Annotated in this window: 23 protein-coding genes; 12 read left to right on the top strand and 11 right to left on the bottom strand. The window is 59.5% G+C overall.

Annotation, left to right across the window (positions count from 1 at the left end; translation table 11 throughout):
- Positions 1-278: 278 nt before the first annotated feature.
- The 9 genes from A3AS_RS0113820 (at position 279) to A3AS_RS0113860 (ending at position 12,309) form a co-directional block, all read left to right on the top strand.
- Entirely contained in the window at positions 279-1,592 is a 1,314-nt protein-coding gene (locus A3AS_RS0113820) for an ImpA family type VI secretion system protein (RefSeq protein ID WP_018318176.1), read from the top strand.
- 114 nt (positions 1,593-1,706) lie between these two features.
- The gene (gene tssB / locus A3AS_RS0113825) at positions 1,707-2,234 is read left to right on the top strand and encodes a type VI secretion system contractile sheath small subunit (RefSeq protein WP_018318177.1); all 528 of its coding nucleotides are present in this window, start codon (positions 1,707-1,709) and stop codon (positions 2,232-2,234) included.
- Between the two features lie 17 nt (positions 2,235-2,251).
- On the top strand, positions 2,252-3,754 hold the full coding sequence (gene tssC / locus A3AS_RS0113830; RefSeq protein ID WP_018318178.1) for a type VI secretion system contractile sheath large subunit: 1,503 nt from the start codon (positions 2,252-2,254) through the stop codon (positions 3,752-3,754).
- 50 nt (positions 3,755-3,804) lie between these two features.
- Complete coding sequence (locus A3AS_RS0113835) at positions 3,805-4,290, top strand: type VI secretion system tube protein Hcp (protein ID WP_018318179.1); 486 nt, start codon at positions 3,805-3,807, stop codon at positions 4,288-4,290.
- Between the two features lie 145 nt (positions 4,291-4,435).
- Entirely contained in the window at positions 4,436-4,984 is a 549-nt protein-coding gene (tssE, locus tag A3AS_RS0113840) for a type VI secretion system baseplate subunit TssE (protein WP_018318180.1), read from the top strand.
- A 1-nt stretch (position 4,985) separates the two neighbouring features.
- Positions 4,986-6,953 carry a type VI secretion system baseplate subunit TssF gene (gene tssF, locus A3AS_RS0113845; protein WP_018318181.1) on the top strand — a complete coding sequence of 656 codons (1,968 nt, stop codon included), beginning with the start codon at positions 4,986-4,988 and terminating at the stop codon, positions 6,951-6,953.
- Complete coding sequence (gene tssG / locus A3AS_RS0113850) at positions 6,917-7,981, top strand: type VI secretion system baseplate subunit TssG (protein WP_018318182.1); 1,065 nt, start codon at positions 6,917-6,919, stop codon at positions 7,979-7,981. The genes tssF and tssG overlap by 37 nt, the downstream gene beginning before the upstream one ends.
- Before the next feature lie 96 nt (positions 7,982-8,077).
- Positions 8,078-10,717, top strand: coding sequence for a type VI secretion system ATPase TssH (tssH, locus tag A3AS_RS0113855; RefSeq protein ID WP_018318183.1), 2,640 nt, complete (start codon positions 8,078-8,080; stop codon positions 10,715-10,717).
- Between the two features lie 5 nt (positions 10,718-10,722).
- Positions 10,723-12,309, top strand: coding sequence for a class I SAM-dependent methyltransferase (locus A3AS_RS0113860; protein ID WP_049814885.1), 1,587 nt, complete (start codon positions 10,723-10,725; stop codon positions 12,307-12,309).
- Between the two features lie 231 nt (positions 12,310-12,540).
- Here A3AS_RS0113860 and A3AS_RS50005 read toward each other — a convergent pair whose 3' ends face one another.
- From A3AS_RS50005 to A3AS_RS0113890, 6 genes are all read right to left on the bottom strand, one after another.
- Positions 12,541-12,774, bottom strand: a complete 234-nt coding sequence (locus A3AS_RS50005; RefSeq protein WP_371260669.1) for a matrixin family metalloprotease — start codon at positions 12,772-12,774, stop codon at positions 12,541-12,543.
- Positions 12,668-13,768 carry a hypothetical protein gene (locus A3AS_RS0113865; protein WP_018318185.1) on the bottom strand — a complete coding sequence of 367 codons (1,101 nt, stop codon included), beginning with the start codon at positions 13,766-13,768 and terminating at the stop codon, positions 12,668-12,670. The genes A3AS_RS50005 and A3AS_RS0113865 overlap by 107 nt, the downstream gene beginning before the upstream one ends.
- Positions 13,769-13,834: 66 nt before the next feature.
- Complete coding sequence (locus A3AS_RS0113870) at positions 13,835-14,023, bottom strand: hypothetical protein (RefSeq protein ID WP_018318186.1); 189 nt, start codon at positions 14,021-14,023, stop codon at positions 13,835-13,837.
- 34 nt (positions 14,024-14,057) lie between these two features.
- The gene (locus tag A3AS_RS0113875) at positions 14,058-15,086 is read right to left on the bottom strand and encodes an OmpA family protein (RefSeq protein ID WP_049814879.1); all 1,029 of its coding nucleotides are present in this window, start codon (positions 15,084-15,086) and stop codon (positions 14,058-14,060) included.
- Between the two features lie 414 nt (positions 15,087-15,500).
- Positions 15,501-15,893, bottom strand: a complete 393-nt coding sequence (locus A3AS_RS47200) for a tetratricopeptide repeat protein (RefSeq protein ID WP_157644271.1) — start codon at positions 15,891-15,893, stop codon at positions 15,501-15,503.
- Between the two features lie 21 nt (positions 15,894-15,914).
- A complete protein-coding gene (locus tag A3AS_RS0113890) occupies positions 15,915-17,144 on the bottom strand; it encodes a hypothetical protein (RefSeq protein ID WP_157644272.1) in 1,230 nt (409 codons plus the stop codon).
- 377 nt (positions 17,145-17,521) lie between these two features.
- Here A3AS_RS0113890 and A3AS_RS0113895 point away from each other — a divergent pair, with 377 nt between their 5' ends.
- Entirely contained in the window at positions 17,522-18,028 is a 507-nt protein-coding gene (locus A3AS_RS0113895; protein ID WP_018318191.1) for a lipocalin-like domain-containing protein, read from the top strand.
- Between the two features lie 263 nt (positions 18,029-18,291).
- On the opposite strand, the gene A3AS_RS0113900 is transcribed toward A3AS_RS0113895, so the two are convergent.
- From A3AS_RS0113900 to A3AS_RS43435, 3 genes are all read right to left on the bottom strand, one after another.
- Entirely contained in the window at positions 18,292-19,245 is a 954-nt protein-coding gene (locus tag A3AS_RS0113900; protein WP_018318192.1) for a hypothetical protein, read from the bottom strand.
- A 7-nt stretch (positions 19,246-19,252) separates the two neighbouring features.
- Positions 19,253-19,381 (bottom strand): hypothetical protein, encoded by a 129-nt coding sequence (locus A3AS_RS49785; RefSeq protein ID WP_256375088.1) that lies wholly within the window; start codon positions 19,379-19,381, stop codon positions 19,253-19,255.
- Between the two features lie 586 nt (positions 19,382-19,967).
- Positions 19,968-20,678, bottom strand: a complete 711-nt coding sequence (locus A3AS_RS43435; RefSeq protein WP_018318193.1) for a sensor histidine kinase — start codon at positions 20,676-20,678, stop codon at positions 19,968-19,970.
- Between the two features lie 181 nt (positions 20,679-20,859).
- Here A3AS_RS43435 and A3AS_RS44620 point away from each other — a divergent pair, with 181 nt between their 5' ends.
- Positions 20,860-21,387 carry a sulfite exporter TauE/SafE family protein gene (locus A3AS_RS44620; RefSeq protein ID WP_157644273.1) on the top strand — a complete coding sequence of 176 codons (528 nt, stop codon included), beginning with the start codon at positions 20,860-20,862 and terminating at the stop codon, positions 21,385-21,387.
- 162 nt (positions 21,388-21,549) lie between these two features.
- On the opposite strand, the gene A3AS_RS0113920 is transcribed toward A3AS_RS44620, so the two are convergent.
- Together A3AS_RS0113920 and A3AS_RS47205 are read right to left on the bottom strand one after the other, a co-directional pair.
- Entirely contained in the window at positions 21,550-22,011 is a 462-nt protein-coding gene (locus tag A3AS_RS0113920) for a MaoC/PaaZ C-terminal domain-containing protein (RefSeq protein ID WP_018318194.1), read from the bottom strand.
- Between the two features lie 569 nt (positions 22,012-22,580).
- Entirely contained in the window at positions 22,581-22,835 is a 255-nt protein-coding gene (locus tag A3AS_RS47205) for a hypothetical protein (RefSeq protein ID WP_084674828.1), read from the bottom strand.
- A 197-nt stretch (positions 22,836-23,032) separates the two neighbouring features.
- Here A3AS_RS47205 and A3AS_RS0113925 point away from each other — a divergent pair, with 197 nt between their 5' ends.
- Positions 23,033-23,254: a hypothetical protein gene (locus tag A3AS_RS0113925; protein ID WP_026201980.1), complete on the top strand. Its 222-nt coding sequence runs from the start codon at positions 23,033-23,035 to the stop codon at positions 23,252-23,254.
- Positions 23,255-24,165: the final 911 nt, after the last annotated feature.

Raw genomic sequence — 24,165 nt, forward strand, 5'->3', positions numbered from 1 at the left:
CTGCCGCTGACAGGGCCGGCAAGTCCGCCCCGAGGGCGGGCGGGCCTTCTGACGCGCCACGGCAGCCGTCCAAAGAACCACCTCGCCCCTCAAGTATAGTCGCCTCCAAGAGCTTGCCGGTTCACGCGAAACTGTCATGATCGTTTGGGGAATGAACCAGCGCCATCATGGATCTGACCTACCAAGGCAATCAGATCGTGATCCTCCCCTGCCCGATCCGTTGGACGACACGGGCTTCGGCAGAGGGGCGGATGGCTTAGGAGACGGACGATCCGCGCATGCTCGACGTAGCATCCCTCACCCAGGCCATAGCGGCCGAAGATCCCTGCGGGCCGGACCTCGACGCCGCCGGCGACATACAGTACCTCAATTTTTTCGCAGGTGCGGAATCCCTGCTGCCGATGTCGTATTTCGAGGTCGTCAACGCCAATGGAGAGCGCGGACGATTCGATCCGAAGGCCGTCGATATTGCGGGCCAGTTTGAGGCCGTACGGCCCCTTCTGGCGCGCACCCGCGATCTGCGCCTGAACATGCTGCTGGCCAAGTTCTCCATCCTCAACCGGGATCTCGACGGCTTTCTGAATTGCCTGAAGGCGACCACCACGCTGCTGAGGGATCAGTGGGAGGCGGTGCATCCGAGGGCCCAAGACGGCGACTATGCGCTTCGGGCAGTCACGGTCGAAGCGATCGATGTGTTTCCAACCGTGATCAACCCCCTCCAATTCCTTCCGCTGATCGAGAACCGCAGGCATGGCAGCCTCAATTACCGGGCCTATCAGGTCGCAAAAGGCGAAATTACCCGCGGCGATGCCGACGCGGGCGGCCCCGATCTAGCGACTATCGAGCGCATCATCGGCGATACCGATCTCCACACCCTCAAGGCCGTGAGTGCCCGGTGCTCGGCGGTCGCGGCTGAAATTTCCGGCCTCAAGGCGATCTGGCACGAAAAGTTGAACACGGGTCAACCCATCAGCCTCGATCGAGTCTCCGGAGTCGTAAACGGTATGGCCGCGTGGCTTGCGGGTGTTGTCACGGAGCGTGATCCGGCCGCAGTGGCCGCGCTATCGGACGATGCGGCACCGGTTGACGCGCAAGCGCCACTGGAAACGACCGGCGCGCTGGCTTCGTCAGCGCAGGCCACCGCAGCACTTGCGGCCGCGGCGGACTATTTCTCCCGAATGGAACCGTCCAACCCGGCGCTGTTGCTGGTGCGCCAGGCGCAGGAAATGGTCGGCAAGTCATTCATCGAGGTGATGCGGATGCTGGTGCCCACCCACGTGGAGAGCGCCGCGATCAACATCGGGCGCGACAAGGTTTTCGACCTGCCTATCGAACGGATGGCGGAACTCGCCATAACACCCTCGTCCACGGTCGAGAACGCATCTCAAGATATTGTTTTTTGTGTAGAAAGCAGAACTCAAGCTCTGGGCCTATTGGTGAAGGTGGCGGCATTCTTCCGAGCCGCAGAGCCGTCCAGCCCGATCCCTTTTTTGGTCGACCGCGCGCGCGATCTCGCGCAGCGAGACTTCCTGAGCCTCTTGAATGACGTCCTGCCCGAGGGGGCGCTCAAGACAATCGACAAATCGCATTGAACCCGCTTTTCGCTCGGCGGCACTAACAGGACATAAGGAAGCTTGTCGACCGCGAGTTGAGCCGCCTTATCAGCCTGCGTCGCGCAAGTCGGTTTCCAAGTAGAGAGGGCAGCCATGGCTACGGACAGCGGTCAAAAATTCATTCGGCGAAACCGCGCACCGCGCGTGCACATCACATACGAAGATCCCTACGACGCCGAGCGGCTTATCGAGCTGCCGTTTGTCATGGGCGTCCTCTCCGACCTCTCCGGCAACAACGCCGGCGTCGAGAAGTCCAAGGTCGAGGAGCGCAAATTCCTCGAGTTCGACATGGACAATTTCGACAACCGCATGGCGGCAATTCAGCCCGGCGTGACGACACGGGTGGCTAATCGTCTGGGCGATGCGCCCGACGAGAAGATTTCCATCGGCCTGCGCTTCAACAAGATGGCCGACTTCTCACCGGTGGCGGTCGCCCGGCAAGTTCCAGCTACGGCCAAGCTGCTGGAGGCCCGCGAACGGCTCGCCAACCTGCTGCGCTACATGGACGGCAAGGTGGCCGCCGAGGATCAGTTGAAGAAGCTTCTCAGCGATCCGCAACTGATGGCCGCGCTGCAGGAGCGCGCAGCCGGCCAGCCGACCGAACCCGACGTTGAGAAATAAGGGAAGGACTGGGGACCATGGCAAAAGAAGCTGGTCAGAAAGCAACCGTTACTCAGCTCGGGACCGTCGAGACTGACGAGTTCGCAACCCTGCTGAAGCAAAGCTTCAAGCCTCGCACCGAACGCGCGGCGACCGAAGTCGAGAACGCGGTATCAACGCTCGTCCAGGAAGCGTTGAAGGACACCAGCGTCATCAAATCCGACGTCCTCGACACCATCGAGGAGATGATCGCGCGGATCGACCAGAAGCTCACCGCGCAGATGAATGAGATCCTCCACGCACCGGAGTTCCAGGCGATCGAAAGCGCCTGGCGCGGTCTGCATTACCTCGTCTTCAATTCCGAGACGGACGCCAATCTCAAAATTCGCGTGATGAACGTCTCCAAGAGTGAACTCTATCGCAACCTCCGGCTCTATCCGGATGCCCGCTGGGATCAGAGCCCGCTGTTCAAGCAGGTCTACGAGTACGAATTCGGCCAGTTGGGTGGCGAGCCGTTCGGCTGCCTGATCGGAGACTACTACTTCAGCCATCTGCCCACCGACGTGCAGTTGATGCGCGATCTCAGCAAGATTGCCGGCGCGGCCCACGCCCCCTTTTTCGCCGGGGCCGAACCCACGCTGATGGGAATGGATTCGTGGACCGAACTGTCCAATCCGCGCGACATCGGCAAGGTGTTCGACACGCCGGAATATGCGGCTTGGAAGGGTCTGCGCGACCAGGATGACTCACGCTATCTCGGTCTCTGCATGCCGCGGGCACTGGGTCGCCTCCCCTACGGCGCCAAGTCCGAGCCTGTGGAGGAGTTCGCCTTCGAGGAAGAAACCGACGGGCATACCGGCGACAAATACGGCTGGATCAACGCCGCCTACGCGATGGCAGTCAATATCAACCGCGCCTTCAAGGAGTTCGGCTGGTGTACGCGCATCCGCGGTGTGCAGTCCGGCGGCGAGGTCATCAACCTGCCGACGCACACGTTCCCGACCGACGACGGCGGCGTCGACCTGAAATGCCCGACCGAGATCGCGATCAGCGATCGTCGTGAGCACGAACTTGCAAAGGCGGGCCTTATCCCGCTGATCCATCGCAAGAACACCGACAAGGCGGCCTTCATCGGTGCGCAGTCGCTCTACAAGCCGAAGAAGTATTTCGGCGAGAAAGGCGTGGATGCAACCGCGTCCGACAACTTATCGTCACGTCTGCCCTACATGTTCGCAGTGTCTCGCTTTGCGCACTATCTGAAGTGCATGGTTCGCGACAAGATCGGATCCATGAAGGAGAAGGATGAGCTGACGGTCTGGCTGCAGACCTGGATCAACGAATACGTTGATGCCAATCCAGCCCTGTCGTCAGAAGCTCAGAAAGCGCGCAAGCCGCTGGCCGCTGCGAAGGTTGAGGTCATAGCAAACGAGGAGAACCCGGGATACTACAACGCACGCTTCTTTCTCCGTCCCCACTTTCAACTTGAAGCGATGGACGTCGGCCTCAGCCTCGTCTCGCGCCTGCCGGGTCCGAGCTCCTGACGTCACGTCATCACGACCGTCAATATCAAGATTTTTGAGAGGACTATGCTATGGCTGTCGATATTTTCTTGAAACTCGATCCGATCAAGGGCGAATCGAAGGACGACAAACATCCTGACGAAATCGATGTCTTGAGCTGGTCTTTCGGCGAAAGCCAGACCGGTACATTCCACAGCGGATCCGGCGGCGGCGCCGGCAAGGTCAGCGTCCAGGATCTCCACTTCACGCACTTCGTCGACAAGGCCACGCCGGAACTGTTCAAGGTCTGCGCGAACGGCAAGCATATTGATACCGCGATCCTTACCGTTCGCAAGGCCGGCGAGAACCCGCTGGAATATCTCAAGATCGAGATGAAGCAGGTTCTGGTCACCAGCGTGTCGACCGGCGGGTCGCACGGCGAAGATCGTCTGACCGAGAACGTGAGTCTGAACTTTGCGAAGGTCAAGATGACTTACAAGACCCAGACGGAGAAGGGCGCCGCCGGCGCGTCGCCGACCTTCGGCTGGGACGTTCCTGCCAACAAGGAATGGGCTTGATCTACTGGTCCACGCCTGGCGCTGGTTACCGATAACGGATAACCGTTGCCATGCGGCGCGATCCCGCCCACCCTTTTTGGCTCACCCGCTTGATCACGACAGGTCGCGCCGGACGCCAATTGCCCCGGCCGACATGGGGACCGGAATGACGCTTTCGCCAAAAAAGGATCGGCTTTCTCCACCGCTCATGCTAGCCTTTCGCGCGGCTCACGAGGCACGTGATGCGCGCAAGGAGCTCAATCTGCGCGACCAGTCCGGTGAACGGATCATCGCAGGCCGGCGCAGCACGGGACGCCATCCGATCTCGGAATCATTGCTGCGGCGCGAGGTCTCCCATGACCTCGAAACGCTCCTCAATACGATCGCTCTGGAATCGACGCTGGACATGACCGGCCGGGATTGCGTGCGAATGTCGATCCTGAACTATGGCTTTCCCGATATTGCCAATCGTTCGATCGATGAGGTCACGGACGATGAACTCAGCGACGCGCTGCGCGAGACCCTGACGACTTTTGAGCCGAGGCTCGATCGCAAGACAATCCGCGTCCGCCGCGACGGCTCGGTCGGCCCTGAGCAGCTCAAGCTGCGCTTCATCGTTCAAGCCGACATGAAAGCCGAACCGCTCAACGTTCCCGTGGAATTCGTCGCCGACGTCGAGCTCGACAGCGGCGATATTCAGATCAATCGACTTTAGCATGAACCGCGAATTTCTGGACTTCTACAATCGTGAACTGTCACTGCTATACGAGCAGGCGGGAGACTTCGCCGAGGAATTCCCCGGAATCGCGGAACGCCTCGGCGGACTGATCCGGGATCGCTCGGATCCGATGATCACCGGCCTGTTGGAGGGCGCCGCGTTTCTCGCCGCCCGCGTTCAGCTGAAGCTCAAGCACGAATTTCCGGAATTCACCGCAAACCTGCTCGAACAGCTGGTTCCGAACTATCTTGCCCCGACTCCGTCGGCCATGCTGGTCGCGGCGCAGCCACCGTACGCCGATCCGGCGCTGCGCGACGGCAAGAAGATCGCGCGCGGCGCGTATTTCGACACCACGTACCGAGAGAGAGAACGAAGCCTCGCCTGCCGATTTCGACTTTGCCGCGACATCGTGCTCTGGCCGTTCGACCTCAGCGGCGCCGAATACTTTTCGACAGCCGGCGCACTGGAGGCACTCGGGATACCGGTCGGCGGCGATGTTATAGCGGGACTGAGACTGTCGTTGACCCACCGTACCGCGGCCCGGCTCGATGAGGAACCGTCCGACACCGAGGCCCGGACCAAACCGGAAACCTGGTTTGCAGGCTGCCGCGTGGGCGAGCTCCCGATCTACCTCTCCGGCGCGGAGTCAGATTCCATCGCGCTTTACGAGCAATTGATCTCGAATTGCAGGGGTGTCTACTTCCGCCATCTCGACGACTTCGGCGATCCCGTGGTGACGCGTGCGCCGCTCGACTGCGTTCAACGGATCGGCTTCGATGAGAACGAGTCGCTGTTTCCCAACGATAATCGGATATTCCGAGGCTCGGAGCTGCTGCGGGAATATTTCGTATTTCCACGCAAGTTCCTTGGGGTCAACCTGACCGGACTGCGCAGTGTGATGCCGCAGCTGCGCAGCAAGTCGATCGACATCGTCTTCGCTTTCGATGAACACAATTCGCGGCTTGCCGCCGCGGTGCGTCCCGACAACTTCAAGCTCTATACTGCGCCGGCGATCAATCTGTTCGAGAAGACGAGCGATCGCATCCCCGTCAAATCGAATACCCACGAATACCACGTGGTGCCCGATCGTAGTCGCTATCTCGAATACGAACCGCACCAGGTGATCGAAGTCTACGCGCATCTTCCGGCGGAGAAGGACAAGCGGCTGGTGCGCCCGCTGTATTCGGCTGCCGTCGACCCGACCAAGGGGTCGGTCGAGGGTCTCTATTTCACCGTCCGCCGCCTGCCTCGACGCCGCACAATGGAGGAGAAGACGTATGGCTCATCGTCCGACTACACCGGGACGGACATGTTCCTGTCACTGCTCGAGCCCGGTGAGCTGAGCGGAGAAAACCCCGTTGCCGAACTCAGCGTCCGGGCGCTGTGCTCCAATCGGCACCTCACGGAGCACCTGCCGGTTGGCCACGGCGGCGCCGACTTCCGCCTGCTGGATGATACGTCCCTCGATCTGGTGTGCGTCGCCGGTCCCACACGTCCACGGGAGCCGGTGGTGGCTCAGTTGCGCAGCCGCAGCGAGATCGCCAATAGCGGAGTTGTCAGTTGGCGGCTGATCAACATGCTGAGCCTGAACTACCTTGGCCTTGTCGAGCGTGGTGGCGGCAAGAACGCCGGGGCGCTGCGCGAAATGCTGTCTTTGTTCGCCGACCAGTACGACGAAGCCACGGAACGTAAGATCCGCGGCGTGCGCTCGATCGAAAGCCGGCCGGTGGTGCGGCGGGTGCGAGAGCGCACGGGTAGCGGCGCAGCGCGCGGGCTGGAGATCACCGTCGTACTCGACGAGAAGGCTTTCGAGGGGAGCGGCGTGTTCTTGCTTGGAGCCGTACTGGAGCGATTCTTCGCCGACTATTCGGGCTTCAACACGTTTACCCAGACAGTCATCTCCACGCCGGAGCGCGGCGAGATCATGCGGTGGCAACCGCGCATGGGCACGCGGAGACCGTTGTGACGCTGATCGACCAGATGAAGTCCGAACCCTGGCGGTTCGATTTCTTCAATACGCTGCGCCAGCTGGAGCGAGCCAACCGGGATCGACCGCGGATCGGTGACAGCGCCGCTCGCCGCGAGGAGTATGTCGACCTCGGTCAGGTGCCCTATCTGGAGTTCCCCGCCTCCAATCTTGCAGCGGTCGACGATCAGGACGGCCGGCTCAGGATACTCGTCAAGTTTCTGGGTCTGCTCGGGCCCCAGGGCGCGCTGCCGCTTGCCACCACGGATGAAAGTCTCAGCTGGTGGCTGATGCGGGATGACGCTTTCCCGCGATTTCTCGACCTGCTCAACGGGCGCTTCCTGCAGCTGTTCTTTCGCGCCTGGGCCGATGCGCGGCCGATCGCGCAGCACGATCGGCCGGCAGAGGATCGCTTCATCGCCTATGTCGGCTCCTTCGCGGGCCTAGGCTCCGACGTCTTCGCCAATCGGGACACCGTACCGGACATGGCGAAGCTCGGCTTCGCCGGGCTTATCGCCCCAAGGGCGAAGTGCGCGTCACGGCTGACGCGGTTCCTGCAGGGGCTGTTCGATGTCAAAGTCGAGATCGACGAGTTTGTCGGCACCTGGCTCGCGTTCGACCCAAGTCACTGCAGCCGGATCGGGCAGGCACATGCCAGCCTCGGTAGAGACGCCCTTCTCGGCTCACGGGTGTTCAGCGTCGAGGACAAGATCAGGGTTCGGGTCTTCGTCGAGAATTTTGCTCAATACGAGCAGTTTCTGCCGACCGAAAGCCGCAACTTGTCGGAGCCGCTGGCGGACGCCGTCTTCTTTTATATCGGCGACGAATTGGAGTGGGAGGTTGAACTCGCCATTCCAGCGGGAGAGGTCGCCCCGGTCAGACTCGGCCAGAGCGGACGACTTGGATGGACCACCTGGGTCTCGCCGAACTGGACGTCCACGGAAGAATATCGCCGCGATGCCCGCTTTCAGCTTGGCGAGCGCCTGAGGGCCCGTCGGAACAGCGCAGCGGATGCCGCGGCGATTTGAACCTATCGGCCGCCCCTGTCGTCCTAACATCATGGGATTCGAGGCAATTCCGCCAGGTGCGAGGCATCCGCGGAGCAAGGAGCAGGAGGGGCCGCCGTGACCGACATCAGCCTTGAAGCGGTAACCGGCAAACTGAACCGCGCTGGCTATGACGCCTTCATACAGGCTCTCCGCCACGCCAAGAGCGCCGGCAACCGCAACGTCGAGCTTGCGCACTGGCTCTTTCATATCCTGCAGCAGGACCGCACCGACCTTAGCCTCTCGGTCGACCATTACAAGCTCGACCGGTCACGGTTGCTGTCGGACCTTGCTGGCGTGATCAACGGCTTCCGCAAGAACGAAACCGATATGCCGGGCGTCGCCAATCCGGTCATCGATCTTCTCGATCGCGGCTGGCACTACGCCACGCTCTTCTTCGGCGAAACCCAGATCCGCACCGGCCATCTGCTGGTGGCCGGGCTCAAGTCGAATGACATCCGCCGCACGCTGAACAACCTCTCCCAGGAATTTGCAAAGGTGAACGTCGACGCATTGGCCGCGGAGCGCCGCGCCGTCTGGGCCGGCTCCGACGAGGAATCCATGCGTCCGATGGACGGCTCGGGGCTGGTCGGCGCCGGTCCCGAGGGCGCGGATCAGGCAAGCACCAAGGGGACGACGCCGCTCGACCGGTTCTCGCAGGATCTCACAGCCAAGGCCAAGTCGGGCGAGATGGACCCGATCCTGGGTCGGGACGAAGAGATCCGCCAGCTGATCGACGTTCTGATGCGGCGGCGACAGAACAATCCGATCCTCACGGGCGAAGCCGGCGTCGGCAAGACGGCCGTGGTCGAGGGATTCGCCCAGCGAATCGCCGCCGGCGACGTGCCGCCACCGCTACGCGGTGTCAGGCTCTGCGCGCTCGACATCGGCCTGATGCAGGCCGGCGCCTCGATGAAGGGCGAATTCGAGCAGCGGCTGCGCTCGGTGATCGATGAGGTGCAGAGTTCACCGACCCCTATCATCCTGTTCATCGATGAAGCCCACACACTGATCGGCGCCGGCGGCGCAGCCGGCACCGGTGATGCAGCCAACCTCCTGAAGCCTCCCCTCGCCCGTGGCACGCTACGCACGATCGCCGCCACCACGTGGGCTGAGTATCGCCAGTACATCGAGAAGGATCCCGCGCTCACGCGGCGCTTCCAGCCGATCCAGATCGACGAGCCTGACGTCGAGACCTGCTGCGTGATGCTACGGGGCCTTCTCGGCCCGATGGAAAAGCACCACGGTGTTCGCATCTCCGATGCTGCAATCGTTGCAGCCGTCAACCTCTCGCACCGCTACATTCCCTCTAGACAGCTACCGGACAAGGCCGTCAGCCTGATCGACACCGCTTCGGCCCGCGTGGCGATCAGCCAGAGCGCGACGCCGGCCTTGATCGAGGATACGCGCGTCGCGATCACCGCTCGCGAAGCTGAGAAATCGGCGCTGGTCAACGACAGCGACCTGGGCATCGAGGACAGCGAGCGCGTTGCCGCGATCGACAGCGATATCGCAACACTGAAGCACAAGTTGACGAACCTCGAGGGCGACTGGGCCAAGGAGCAGGAGCTGGTCAAGGACATCCGCAGCATTCGTGACATCCTGTCCGAACCCAAGGAAGATCAGGATCCGGCCGCCAAGCGCGCGGAGCTGCGCGGCAAGTTCGAGACGCTGGAGGGCATCAATCCGGAAAAACGGATGGTCTACGCCCATGTGGACCAGCAGTCGGTGGCGTCCGTGGTGTCCGACTGGACCGGCATCCCTGTCGGCCGGATGATGCGGGACGAGATCGAAACCGTGCTGAAGCTGCCGGAGATCCTCAACCGCCGCGTCGTCGGCCAGTCCCATGGCTTGACGATGATCGCCAAGCGAATTGAGACCAGCCGTGCCAAGCTGGACAACCCGTCGAAACCGATCGGCGTGTTCATGCTGGCCGGACCGTCCGGGGTTGGTAAAACCGAAACCGCCCTGGCGCTCGCCGAAACCCTCTACGGCGGCGAGCAGAACATGATTACGATCAACATGTCGGAGTTCCAGGAGGCGCATACCGTCTCGACCCTCAAGGGAGCGCCTCCCGGCTATGTCGGGTATGGCGAAGGCGGTCGCCTCACGGAGGCTGTCCGGCGCAAGCCCTACAGTGTCATCCTGCTCGACGAAGTGGAGAAGGCCCATCCCGACGTCCACGAGATCTTTTTCCAGGTGTTCGACAAAGGAGTCATGGAGGACGGCAACGGGCGACGAATCGACTTCAAGAACACCTTGATCATCCTGACCACCAACGTCGGCACCGATCTGATCATGGCGCTTTCGCGCGATCCGAAGTATCGCAATGAGCCGGAAGAACTCGCCAAGATGCTGAGGCCGGAATTGCTCAAGGTATTTCCTGCCGCGCTGCTCGGGCGCATCGTCTCGATCCCCTACTTCCCGCTCTCGGACGAGATGCTCGCCGGCATCGCCCGGCTGCAGCTCGACCGCATCGGACGGCGACTGCGCGACAATCACAACGCGGCCTTCAGCTACGACGATGCAGTCGTGGAGCACATCGTGTCACGCTGCAACGATCCGGACTCCGGTGGACGCATGATCGACAACATCATCACCAATACCCTGCTGCCGGAGCTGTCGCGCGAGTTCCTCAGCAAATCGCTTGCCAAGGAAGAGATCAGGCAGACACGCGTCTCGATCGCGGACGACAAGTTCGCATATTCGTGGAGCTGAGCGCGATGAACATTCAGTCGGAGCATCGCCAGCCCGTTACCGGCCCCACACCGTATGACGAGGTCTACTACCCCGGCCACGTCTACGGGCTCACCCACCCCAATCATCTCGCAACGATCGCCACCGTTTACGGCATGCAGCCTGCTCCGGTCGAGCATTGTCGGGTACTGGAGCTCGGCTGCGGCGTTGGCGGCAACCTGTTGCCGATGGCCTTTCAATATCCGGACAGTGAATTCGTCGGCGTCGACCTGAGCGGCGTGACGATCGCGCGCGGCCAGCAGAATATCGCGACCTTGGGTCTGAACAACATCAAGCTTCTGCACTGCGACATCATGAATGTCGACACAAGCTTCGGGAAGTTCGACTACATCATTGCGCACGGCGTTTACTCCTGGGTACCGCCCCACGTGCGCGAGAAGATGATGGCGATCTTCAAGCAAAATCTGGCGCCGCGCGGGGTCTGCTATGTCAGCTACAATGCGCACCCATTCTCCCATCTTCGCGACATGGTCCGCGACATGATGCGGTATCACACCCGCCGCCTCACCGGCATGAAGGAGAAGGTCGGACAGGCCCGCGCGATCCTGAAGTTCCTGAGCGAGGGCTCCAAGGCCAACACGGTGCACGGCGCGATCATGCGGGACCAGTACAATCGTGTGCTCAAAGCTCCGGACGAATTGTTGTTTCACGACGACCTCGACGACGACGCAACCGCCTTCCTGCTGCACGAGGTCGCCGAGGATGCCGGCCGCCACGGCCTGCAGTATCTCGGCGATTCTCATTTCGCGCGCCGCTATCTCGCCGGCCATTCCGAGGAGGTCCGCGCCACGCTGCAGCGCTTCCCGGAGAGCGAGTTCATGGCACGCGACCAGTATCAGGACTTTGTCGACGGCAACGGCTTCCGTCGTACCTTGTTCTGCCACGACGACGTTTCCGTCAACCGGCAGATCGACGTGGATTTCGTCAGGCGATATCACCTCCTGAGCACGACCAGCCCGCTCGATCCCGAGGCCTGCCTGACCGACGATTCCCCGATGGAGTTCGAGAACCACGACGGCAGCAGGATTACAGTGACCAATCCGATTCTGAAGGCCGCACATTTGTGCCTCGGCCGAGCCTGGCCGCGGGCGCTGTCATTCAGTGAGCTGCTGGATGGTGCGCGCGCGCTGCTGGACGGCCGCCGAGCCAATGATGACGAACGGGCACTGACGGATGCGATGTACATCCTGGCCTGCAGCGGCGAGGTCTCCTTCCTGGTCTCGCCGCCTTTCCTCTTGAAGGAAGTTACCGACCACCCGCAGGCGAGCTTGCTGGCCCGCAAGCAGTCGCAGACAGGTCCGCTGGTCACCAACCTGCTCCACCAAACGGTACAGTTGGAGGACGACCGGACGCGGTATTTCCTGCAACTGCTCGATGGCGCTCGTACCATAGACCAGATCACGGCCGAAATGACTGAAGCATTCGGGTCGACCATCCGGATCGAACAAAAGGACAAGGACGGAAGCCCTGCCGAGCCGCTGTGGCTGTCAACCCGAGAGAGCGTCGAACGCTCGCTTGCGATGGTTAGCAAGCTGGGCTTGTTGGTCGCGTGATGCGATAGCGATCAAACTGAAGACGACGGCGCCAGACTACCGCAGTGTACGACGAGATACGCGCCTGACCTTCCGAGCTTGGAATTTTACCGGGCGCCGTTTGTGCGGCCTTACCGAACGTCTCCCGTATTTAGCTGCCTTGTTCTGGCGATGTGCTACATTGCCTCCGTTCGGGCAGTTGAGCGTGATCTGACCGCCTGTACTATTGCTACATCAAAGGTAGGCGTGTCGTCACGATGGGAGCTGGACCAGTGTCTCGCATGGGATGATTATATTATTCAACTGAACGGCCGGGTTCATCAGGAACACTGTGTTGTTCTTTGTCGTGATGTGGCCCAGACCTAGGGCATGCCCGATCTCATGCGCGGGCACAATATTGGTGTTCACGCTTCCCGGCGTTGCGGGATTGAAGCATAGCATTCGATTGCCGGGATCGCCGCCCGGCAATGTTCGAGTCTTGGTCATCGATGATTTGTGTTGAAATGAACATGGTGATCGCCGCAGGATTGGTGACGAGCGACTTGAGATCGTCAAATCGGAAATCCTGTGCCGTAGTCAATGGACCGAAGCCGGAGCGGATGCTAAGCTTCTTGTTCGGATCTATCGGCACTACCCGGCCTTCGGTGGTCACGGCATCGACGATTCGGCTTGTGGCAGATGTGAACGTCAGGTTTGACTGATTGTCGTAGATCCGACTGACGACGCTGGTAACGGCGCGCTGTGTAGCGATCATGAGGCCGTTGGCGAGCGTCGCCCGACCGAGATGGACCACGTCGATCGGAATCGAAAATGCCTTGCGCACCTGGAGGCGAACCGGGATCGGACCCCTCTGACCTTCGACGATTACGCTCAAGTCGGCATTACCCTCCAAACGTCCGATTACCGTGACGGTGTCGCTCGTTCGTTCGAGCATTTCCACCCTGGAACTCTCGAGGGCAAATCCCACCGCGGCGCCGTTTGTCCCTTTCAACTTCAGCTTCCGCGTCTTGCCTATCGGAACCATCTGGCGAACCGGCGCAAGGCCGTCAAATGCCGACCATTCGTCGCCGCCCAGCCTGAGCCTTGCGGCGCTGAATCCGCGCGCATCACATGGCCCGAATATCGGACCGTCCGGCGTAATCGTTACGTTCACGTCGAGCCCGCCGCCCTTGCGACGGTTGAACATCAGACGCATGCGCTTGATCGTATTCTTTTCGGGGTCGACGCGACCGTCGTGCAGCAGGCCAGTTTGGGCATTCTGAAACACGAGTATCGCGTCGATCACCGGCTCCATGGCTTCCGGCGTGTTGGTCAGATCGTTGATATCGAGCGTTCCATCGCCGCCGCCGTCCTGGGGCGCGATGCCGTTCAACAGCGTCTTGATCATGAAGATATCGTCCGGCTGGTTCGAACCCTTGAGGCCAACGGATTTCGCGATGGAGAAGCCGATCAAGTTTATGGGTTTCAGGATGATCGCCATGATACGCTCCTCCCATTGATCTCCGGACCAGGCGCCTTGCGCGCTTTCCGATGGGTCTCATTGGGGCTATTGAGGTTCAAAAGGCACGGCAGCGATCGCGGCGACTTCTCTTTCTACCGTCGCCGCACCGTTGAGTTGTGCGGCCACATCGACCGGGAGACCTAACAGTACTTGGCGGGCGGCGGCAGCGAAGCCCTCAATGCCGGCGATCGCGTCTTCAATCGTGATCTTGTTGGCTTGCCCGCCTCTGACCAAACTGCGGCATCAAACAGCATCACTGCCTGAGCCTTCAACTCGGCTCAACCCAATGGGAAGGATTCGAGACGTACATAGTTCCTCGCGTTAAGAAAGCGGACAACTCAAGTCCCAAACCTAAAAACGGCAGGTCGAGCACAATGACGCCCGAGCCCTTGGCTGCCTCGAGTCCTCCGTAGAGCGTGTGGAGTGCATTTCTCACGTTCTGAAGCAAGCCAACAGCCGTAAAGGCGTTTCGCGCATTTAGCGTGGGCGCCACGTACTTACCGTTTTTCAAGCCATCGATGAAGTACTTGCTGTGATGGATTGATTGTAGTGCCGATTTCGAGATTAGCTTCTCGGTGAATGCGACATTGACGCCCCAGTCATTTAAGGGTTCACGGTGCAATTCGTACGGAACGCGGAAACCAAAGCCGATAACAGCAACGGCCCCTCCGCTGCCTCCAAGACCCAGTCCCCATCGACTGCTGACAATCTGGAGATCAAAAGTCTCCAAATCTCCTAAGTTCACGACGTACGCGGTAGTGCTCTCGATGCCGCCGATCAACAACTGTCCGCCAGACTTAACACCGAAGCCAAGCCAACGCTTGAAGAATTTGCGTTCCGCCGGATAATATTGAGGTCTCGATTGTGGCGGCGGTGGTGGCGGAGGAGGAGGTGGAGGTGGTGGGTTTGGTTTGTTCCACACTGAGATGATGACACCACGCCAGCTTTCGTCTTCCACCCCATCCATTTCACCCGCATACATGGCCGCGCGCTCCCCTTTCGCCACCTCGAGCGCAACTTTGAAATTGTTGGGCGCTTCCTTGCGAAGCAAATCAATCACGGCCCGCAGCCTGTTCTGCGACAATTGCATGTTGAAATCGTCGCTGCCGGTACGACTCGCAAGGCCTATAATGGTAAGGCTTCCTCCGCCCCGTAATTTCGGAGCGACGACACTGATCAGCCAACTGGAATGTTCCGGCTTTATGGCGAACTTGCCGACTTCAAAGTTGAATAACTTCGCCGCAATCGCATTTGGTGCCTGAGATCCGTACTCCTGGATTTTCCCGGGTGATGCCATGTTGTTTATCTCCCTACGGAGAGACCGACTTCGAGACGGTAGAACTCAGATTGCAAGATCCGCGTATTGATGGGTCGCCCTGGACGTTATGGCGGTTCATCGTCGCCCTCAGAGACCACGTCAGCTACTTGAAGGTGCCATCGACACCGTCGAAGCTGGTGATGGCGAAGCGAAAAGGCACTCCGTGGTTTTGAGCGGAATGAGCGTACGCGGCGTTGACTTCATCGCGATGTCGCAGCGAAGCCATTCGGTATCGCCTGCATCGCGAGAGGACCTACCGAACAGGCCGCAGCATGTCGCCTTTTGGCCCCTTCGACGAACCGGTGCCTCGGCTAACGAGCGTCCGTTCATCGAGGTATGGCGGACGACATTTGCCCAGGTTGAGTTGTTTGCAGTCTGACCCAAAGGAGAAATTCAACGCCTGGAGTTGCAGCTTCTATGTGATCTTCGGAGGTAGGTCGGATTGTCACCCAATGCGCCGGCGCGGAAGCGGCGGATAGTGAAACTTGGATTGAGCGCAAGCCCCGCTTGGACCGCGGACCGCGCCTCATCTAGCCGACCGAGATGCGCCAGCGCCGCGGCGAGAAAGAAATGCGAGCGTGGATGATTTCGGTTGTTCTCGACCGAGCGACGGAACCGCGCGACGGCTTCCTCGTCAGCCCCTATCTGTAGCTTGGCGAGACACGGCGGACCAGATTTACTCAGGTTGAGTTTCGCATTTTGACCCGAAACGGATCCTGTGCTGGTCGATGTCGCTATCGCAGCTGGAGCGGAAATCCGGTAGCAGTGCCGCTCGGCGCGGCGCACGACGCCGCCGACAGCAAGTAGTTACTGCTGCCCCCAGGCCCTTGCGACAGATCGATAGCTCAGCTTCGGCGCCTGCTGCTCGACCGGATATGTCGCGGCCTTTGGCCACCACCAGCCGCTTGGATCCCACTGGGGATACGTGGTATCCGCTTGAAAATTCTGCTTTGGAAATCCCCAGCTGCTATCAGGCCCAAAGCGCATGAGGCCGAAGGTCTTCTCCGCGCCGGCTTCCCATGGACGCTCCTCGTTCAGGAATACGCAGGCGCCCAACATCATGCCGTTGCTGCTACCGGGCTTTGATGCCGCGATCTGCTCCAAGAGCCACTCTGCCTGCTGGGCCTCACCTCCAGTCTGCTCGATGCTCGAGCCGAGCTCAGTGAACATGACGGGCGGAGCGGAAATGTCGTAACGCTTCCAGTAGTTCGGCAAGCTGTTGGCCAAGTAGTCCCGGATGTAGGAGCCGGGGTTTTGCGGATTGGTAGCAAACACGATGCGCTCGTTCCAGAAACTGGCCGAATCGTGGTTGCCGATTCTGCCGCGCTGGAGAAGGACGTCCCGCACCTTCTTGAGATAGCCCGCGCCCGGAATATTGTCTTCCACACCGAACGATGTGCACACCATCACCGGCAGGGCATTCTGATCTAAGATGTTGTTCTTACCCTCCCATTCAGCGATCCATGTCATGACAGTGACCACGTGCGCCGGATCTTTGTCCCACCACAATTCATACTCATTGAAAATCTTCCACATCCCCACACCGGGAATAGGCGCACTGTTGGGGGGCACAGCCACCGAATAGACCTCGCTAATGATTTCCTCGACATTCTTTCGGGCTTCGGCGATCTTGTTTTGGCTCAGGAGCATCATCGTGTAATTGCTGATTGGAACAGTCGCCTTCATGCCCTGATCGTGGCAGACACGCAGGAAGCCGGTGTGCTGTCTGAGCAGCATCAGTTTACCGTTTTGATCTTTTTGCGAGATAGGCGCTGCCCAGTCGTAGCAATGAATGAAATTAACGCCCAATTGCTGGCGAAAGCGATAGAGGTCCCTTCGTCCGCGTTCGCCCATGCCGTTGGGGTTAAGGCAGCCCCACAGTTCCTCGAAGATGTTGTTGTAGAAATCTGAATTCTCATACAGCGAGCCTGCTGGTTGAGTTTTCGTGTAGTTAGTTGGACCCGGCATGTAAGCTATGCCCTGAAGGTTCGCGACGCCGAAGTGCTTACACCGTTCGAGGGCAGTCATATTTGGCATAGAGGATATCCTCCGAAAAGTGGCGAATTTCAACCTGTGCGAGTAGATCCAATCTGCTAGAAATCTGGAGCAAAGTCACGAGCAATCACCGCCCTTGTGATGTTCTGCCCAGTGCGGGTCGCGACAACGTAACCAAACAGTTTATAGCTTGGCCGCAACAGAGAGCCTTCCGCTAGCCAACAACCAACATCGACGGACGCCAGCTCTTGGCCCAAGGCTGCCTAGCTCAGTGCTCCTCCGAGCGTCGGCTGTCGCGGGAAGACCGGAAGTGGCTAGAAGCGCCGTCGACCGCCGATTTTGATCCGAAGCCTACCTTTCGGCCTTGCGCTGATGTCGGCGTCGGCTGACAATTTATACTTACAAAACGGAGAATTGCGATGAAAGGGCTTTTCGTCACCATTGCACTCGGCTTCATCCTGTCGGGGACCGCATTTGGTCAGCAGAAGTCGGCTAAAGACGCCATTGTCGGCGCATGGTCCCTAGTGTCTGTTACCAGTGAGATGGACGACGGCAAAAAAGGAGAGCCGTTCGGCCCCTCTCCAAAAGGCATAATCATCTTCTCGAACGACGGCCACTTCTCCCTATTTCAATCAAGTACAGAAATCCCGAAGATTGCGGCCAACGACCGTGCCAAGGCCACGCCCGAAGAGGCTCAGAGCATCGTCGCATCGAGCATCGCGTATTACGGCACCTACTCCATTGACGAGCAGACCAAGGTGATGGTGGTCAACCTTGCCGCCAGTACTTACGCGAACGTTGCTGCTATTCCCAATCAGAAGAGAACCATCACGCTGCTATCCGCCGACGAACTCAAGTTCGATAATCCCCGAACGCCGAACGGCATGACGCTTCGAACCGCGTGGAAGCGCGCAGCAGCGCCCTAACAATCGACTTCCGTTTGTGGCCCTTGGCTGACATTAACCCAGAGCGCGAGCGTGTCCGTTTCCGTCGGCTAACCAGACCAAGTTCATGCCGGCCACGAGGGCAGTCTTTGAACCCGGAGAGACAAGACGATCAAGCCTCCCCCGCGATCGTTGCCGAGCGGATCACCCACGCATATTTTTGACTTTCACTTTGAACGAATACCTGGACGAGTCAGGTACATCGGGGCGCGTTGAGGTCCGTGCCGCAACTTAATGCGTAGCAGCTAGTCTTCGCGAACGCCGGCCGAGAGCAGTCCTTCAGTGTACTTGGTCAAGAATCGGGCGTCCCTACAGAAGAAGAGCTCTCTCCGGGCAGTTCCGGTCGTGTAATCACTCTTGCGCTCCATCAAATCTAACAAGGCGGCGCTTGCTTGCGCCTCGTCACCAAGGCGTCCTAGCGAAGCGGCCAAGGTCGCAAAGGCACGATACGTCGCGTTCGCTTGGCGCGTCGCTCTGCGGGCGAATTCCGTAGCGATATCGTACTCTCCAAAGGAAAAGTGTGCCCATGAACGGGTGTGGTGGAAGCTCCACAGATGGCTGTCGCGTGGACTCAAGATCGTGGCATGGTCCAGCAGTGTTTCCGCTTCGATCTCGCGTCCGCACCATAGAAGGTTGAAGCCTTGCGCAAAATAGCCTTGTGCGAAGCTGGGATTGAGCTCCAACGACAAGCCGATCGCGGCGAACGCTTCTTCGTTCTGCCGAGTGAGGCATAGAGCGCGTCCCAGCGCGCAATGGCAGAAGCAATCCAACTCGTCGAGAGATACGGCGGTTCGGGCTTGGTGCAAAGCGGTCTTGAGCCGAGGGCCCCTGGCTTCCGGCGCATCGTAGAGAGAACGTTGAATATTCACATAGCTAAGCGCGCCGTGTCCTCTCGCGAAACGCGGATCAGCGGCGATTGACCTCTGAAAGTATTCTTCCGCAATGTCAAAACCCGGCGTCGTAAACCGCCACAGATTCCAGAGGCAACGCTGGTAGCAGTCCCAAGCATCAAGGCTTTCCGGCGGCTTGCGAGCCGCCAGCTGCTGTTCCACTTTCGACAGCTCGGGCTCTATGGTGGCGGCAATCTGTCTTGCCATCTCTTCCTGAATGTCGAAGATGTTCAGCAGCTGAAATTCGTACTTTTCGGACCAGAGCCGCTGTCCGTCTGCGGCCCTCGCGAGCTCCGTGGCAATACGCACCGAGTCGTCAGTCTTCCGAACTTTGCGTCACGAAGACAAGGTCCCAGGAGCCGTCATACGCCGAGCGTCCATATGCTGCTGGTGCAAAGAAAATGAAGCAGCTTGCTGCCACGATCAGAAGCGAACGGTTCGTCATGATAGTCCTCCTGTACCTAAGCAGACCATGTATTCGAGCTGTCCGATAACTGTAGACCGCAACGAATATCTAACCAGTAACGGTGCGTGCCATCACAGACCCCGGCCGTCTCAGCCAGCCTAGGGCGGGTCGCGCCGCGACGGTCATTTTTCTTGATCATGCAATCGATAACAGCAGGTCATCGGCTGCGCGCCGATCGGAGCACTAATGTCACGTTGTCCCGGACCTCGTCCTCGGCCGTGCCCGACTCGCTGACTGGGAAGGAGCTAGCGGCGCGGAGCGCCCTCGCCTCGTTTTCCATTGTGATGCGTTACCTGATCGGCTCGAAGGGATGTCGATCTTGGTAGACTCGGCCGAACCCGACAGTCTCTCCGCGGCGGGTCAGCGGCTCGGCGTCCCCCCTACCTTCCATCAGTCGGAAGGTCGCTGATCTGGAGGTGCACCTTAACACCCGGCTGCTGGTCTAGCGCGTATGGGAAAGCCTCCACCGTGAACCACCGCGATCTCATCAGACGCGCTATAGCCTCGTGAAAGCCCTGATGATCGAGATCAGCGTCCCGATAGGCAATTCAGCCTCCTGCATCTTTCAAGAGTAACACTGCGCATGGTAGTGCTCCCGGTGGGCGGGAAGTGTGAATTGAAAAATGGCGCCTCGGGGCAGATTTGCGGTCACCCACAGCCGCCCCCCATGCGCCTCGATGATCGACCGGCAAATCGATAGCCCCATCCCCATCCCGTGCACTTTAGTCGTAAACTGCGGTTTGAATATCAGATCCATCGCGCTCGCCTCGACGCCCTTCCCCACGTCTTCCACCGACACCATCAGACTGCCGGACTCGTATACCTTAGATCTTAAGGAAAGTACTCGGTCCCCATCATCACTGACCATTGAATCGATCGCGTTCGTGATCAAATTCACGAGCACCTGCTGCAGCTGAACCTGGTTGCCCTCAATCGGTGGAAGCGATTGGTTGTAGTCGATTTGAACCGCTACCCGATGCGTCTTCAGGTCGTCGCGCACGAGATCCAGAGCTTCGCGGATCAGACTGTTGACGTCGAGCGAGGTCCGGATTCGCGCATCCCTCTTGAAGAGTGGCCGAATATTCTCGATCACTGCGTCCGCACGGTGCCCGCTGTTCACGATTGCTTGTAATGCAGCTTTGGCCTCATCGATGTTGGGCGTCGCGCGATCAAGCCAGCGCAGGCCCGTACTGGCGTTCATAATCATCGCTGACAGTGGCTGCTTGATCTCGTGCGCAACGGTGGCTGAAACCGCGTCCCCCGTCAGCAGACGCACCTCGCGCTCGCGGCGTTGGGCAAGGACTGCGCGCAGCAGGCCACGCAGGCGCGTCCGCCTACATCGCCCTTATGGCGCTGTTCGGCATACAGGCCGCCGTGATGCGTCCGACCGCGCTTGCGCTTAACATCCTTGTATCCGCGTTCACGTCGTTCCGCTTCCTGCGAGCTGGTCTATTCCGGTGGCGCGTGTTCTGGCCTTTGCTGTGGGTGCGATCCCATTTGCGTTCGTCGGTGGATCAATCCAACTGCCCGGCGCGTATTACCGACCGCTAGTTGGCGTTGTGCTTTTGATGAGCGGTGTGCGGCTGCTCTGGCCCCGCGAACTGAAATCCAACCTTCAACCGGAAGACCCGCCGATCTGGGTCGGCGTTCTATGCGGCATCGGAATCGGATTTCTATCTGGTCTCACCGGCACCGGGGGCGGCATCTTCCTCTCCCCGTTGTTGCTGTTCTTAGGCTGGTCCGACACGCGCTCCGCTTCAGGCGTGGCCGCTGTATTTATCCTGTGCAATTCCGTCGCCGGGCTGCTCGGCAATATCGCCATCGTGAAGGCATTGCCGCCAAATCTATGGGTCTATGCAATTGGAGCCGGCATGGGCGCGTTGTTAGGGACCGCGCTCGGCATACAGTGGCGCACCCCGATGATCCTCAAGGCACTTGGCTTCGTGCTGCTAATCGCAGGCTTAAAGCTGATTGGCGTGTACTGAGCGAGATCAATTAGCGGCGCGGTCGTCCGCTTGTGGCCCGTGGCTGACCTTAGCCTGAAGGGCAAGGGTGTCCGCTTCCGACAGGTGACCCGACCAAGTTCATGCTGGCCAACGAGGGCTGCCTTTGATCCATAGCAGACAGCCGACCAAGCCGACAAAGGCCTACGTGGCTGCTTTCGCATCCGGGCGCCTCGCAACGAGAATGTTGCCGATCGCCTGCAATACGATTTCGCGTCTTTGATTACGCAAACGGACCTGGTTGCGCACGATGCCCCGATCTGGCTTCGACTTCGACTCCCGTTTCTCCAAAGCGGTCACTTCAAGATCGAGCTCGTCTCCTGGGCGTACCGGATTCGGCAGCCGCAGCTCGTCCCAGCCCAGTCCGGCAAGGACACGGCGCGGAGGCTGCAACTTGTTGGTTAACGATATGAAAATCGCGAACGTGTGGGCAGCGGATGCCGACAGTCCCGCAAAAACTGAACGAGCCGCAGCTTCCTCATCGAGGTGGAACGGCCGTGGATCGAACTGCTTTGCGAACTGTATTATTTCGTCCTTGGAGACAAAATAGGGGCCAGCCTTGAAGCTGTCGCCAACTTCGATTTCTTCAAAATACCTGCTGGTCATTGGTCAATCCTCCTGCACCATGACCGCAATCCAACACCACGGTAGATTGTAAGACGGTTCAGACGGCGGCACCAAATGGACTTTGGCAAGGAGGCCCGGAATGTCGCTTATTGGCCCACTCGGACCTCCCGTTAGGTCCGGTATTCCGCTGCTATCGGGGGCACAGCGGACCTCACGCGCCCGATTCCCACGAGGGCTGATGAGCAAATCTGGTTCACTGCGATTTTTGCGCAAGCGGCCTCGGCCAAGTAGCGGCGGCCGAAAACCTCACCAGTGGCCGTTTACGGCCGAGGCCGTTGAAAGTCCGCCTCATCGAGCGACAGGTCGGAGAGCCTTGATACCCTCGCGCCATCGGCGCCGCGGGCATGCTGCCGCACCACAACCTCGCGTTCTCGGGCATAAGCGTCGCGGAAAGCTCACAGGGCCGTTTTCGGCCCGAATTCTACCGATAGGCCAGAGGTATTCCTTAATGGATCATCGCCGCCGCATGGCGCGACACGCTGGCTGCGCCCCGCGCGCGTTTGCTAGGCGATCTTCGTGGCCCCGTAGTTGCCCAGGTAAACCGCGTCTCAAGCTGCGCTTCGGAGGACCCGCCAAAGCGCCGACACAAATTTCAAGAGTGGCCGGGATGGCGCATCGTCCTGTCGATCCGGCGCGGCCGATGGTGCGGCGCTGTCCAATTCGGTCAGCCGCTCCACCATGCCTTCCAGTCGCAATGGTAGCGGGGCGAGATCGTCCGTGAGGGTGCCGCGAAGTCGCTCACCAATTTCGTTGCAGATCGCCCGGCGATGCTCCACGGGCGCGGTCGAAGGGGTATCTGCCATGGCTGCCACCGTTGGCCTTGACGTGCACCGCCTCCTTGCCGTGCACGGATATCCTGCCGCCGCCGCAGTAACGAGCGATATGCCACCTTGATCCCGGCTTCGCACTAATACCGCTGCTCCGAACGTCCAAAGTTATCCGATCGGCAATCGGGTTCCCATGCTATCATGTTCGCCCGCGTGGGCTTAGGAGGCAAGAAATGTCTACCTACCTGCGATTACAAACCGTCGATTTAAAGCCGGAAATGGTCAGCCGCATCACGGCAGCTTACGAGCAGGCGCTCCATACGCTTTGTGTCCAGGATCGCGACGACCCACTCACGGAAATGGTCGCAAGCAAGATCATCAAGATCGCGCAAACGGAGGTCCTTGCCCCGGCACAAATTGCGGCTTTGGCGATCAAGGAACTCGAAATGCGTTAGGCATCTTTGCCTAACGCGCGCTTGGAACTGAAACATTCCCGACTTCGGCAGGTTGGCTATTGGGCTTCGGGGCTTCGCAATATGCGAGGCACGCTATGACGCCTCTACCACCGGGCGAAGCAATTCTCACTGTCGGCATCATGAGCCTCACTGTCCTAATCGAGGTTGCGCTTTTCGCCTCGATCGGAATGTTCTAATAGACGCGCGCGGCGGTTTGGCCGGGAGGACGCCTCAATCCCGGCCAACATTTTTGCATCGTTCGCAACCACGGACCTGCCCGCAACGGAACCAATCTTCAGCGAACACAATTGTCTTGTGTCAGCGATGGGAGGATCATCGCCATGAGGATCAAATATCTCTCCGCGATTGTAATAGCTGTTCTTGCCGCTGGTGCCGGGATGGCCGTCAATTCTCTCGGTTCGCTGCCTACCGAAACGCAGTCCACGCCGAACATGCAAGTGGCAGACCGACTAGCTGCCTCGGTTGATCCATTCTTGCTTCGGTACGGTGGCTAATAGGCGGCGTTGCAGCCAACGGTGCTTGCATCCAGTGGTAATTCATTTCGCGCTGTGGTTGGATTTTTATTCGCGCAGCAGCGATCTTGAGTTGTTTGACGCAGTTTTGCTGAAACAGAAGGCTGCTATGCTAGATTTTAGGTGACTAGCCCTGTTCCGTTTTTGCACCGACAAGCAAGTTAGCTGATCATCCTTTGAAGTTTGACGCAGCCTGTGGATGGGCTCACATCGGGCAGCATCGCTGGGGCTTAGAAACTCGGAATATCTCATAGCGATACTCAAACGATGGGGGCCCCCATGCCCGCCATATTCAACCTGCTCTATCGCGAATACTGCCGCGCCCGCCTCGCTGAAATGCGGAAACAGCTTCTGATTGCCAGACAAAGTCCTGAAGGC

Origin of the sequence: Bradyrhizobium sp. WSM2793 (assembly GCF_000379585.1) — a bacterium.
Classification (GTDB): Bacteria; Pseudomonadota; Alphaproteobacteria; order Rhizobiales; family Xanthobacteraceae; genus Bradyrhizobium.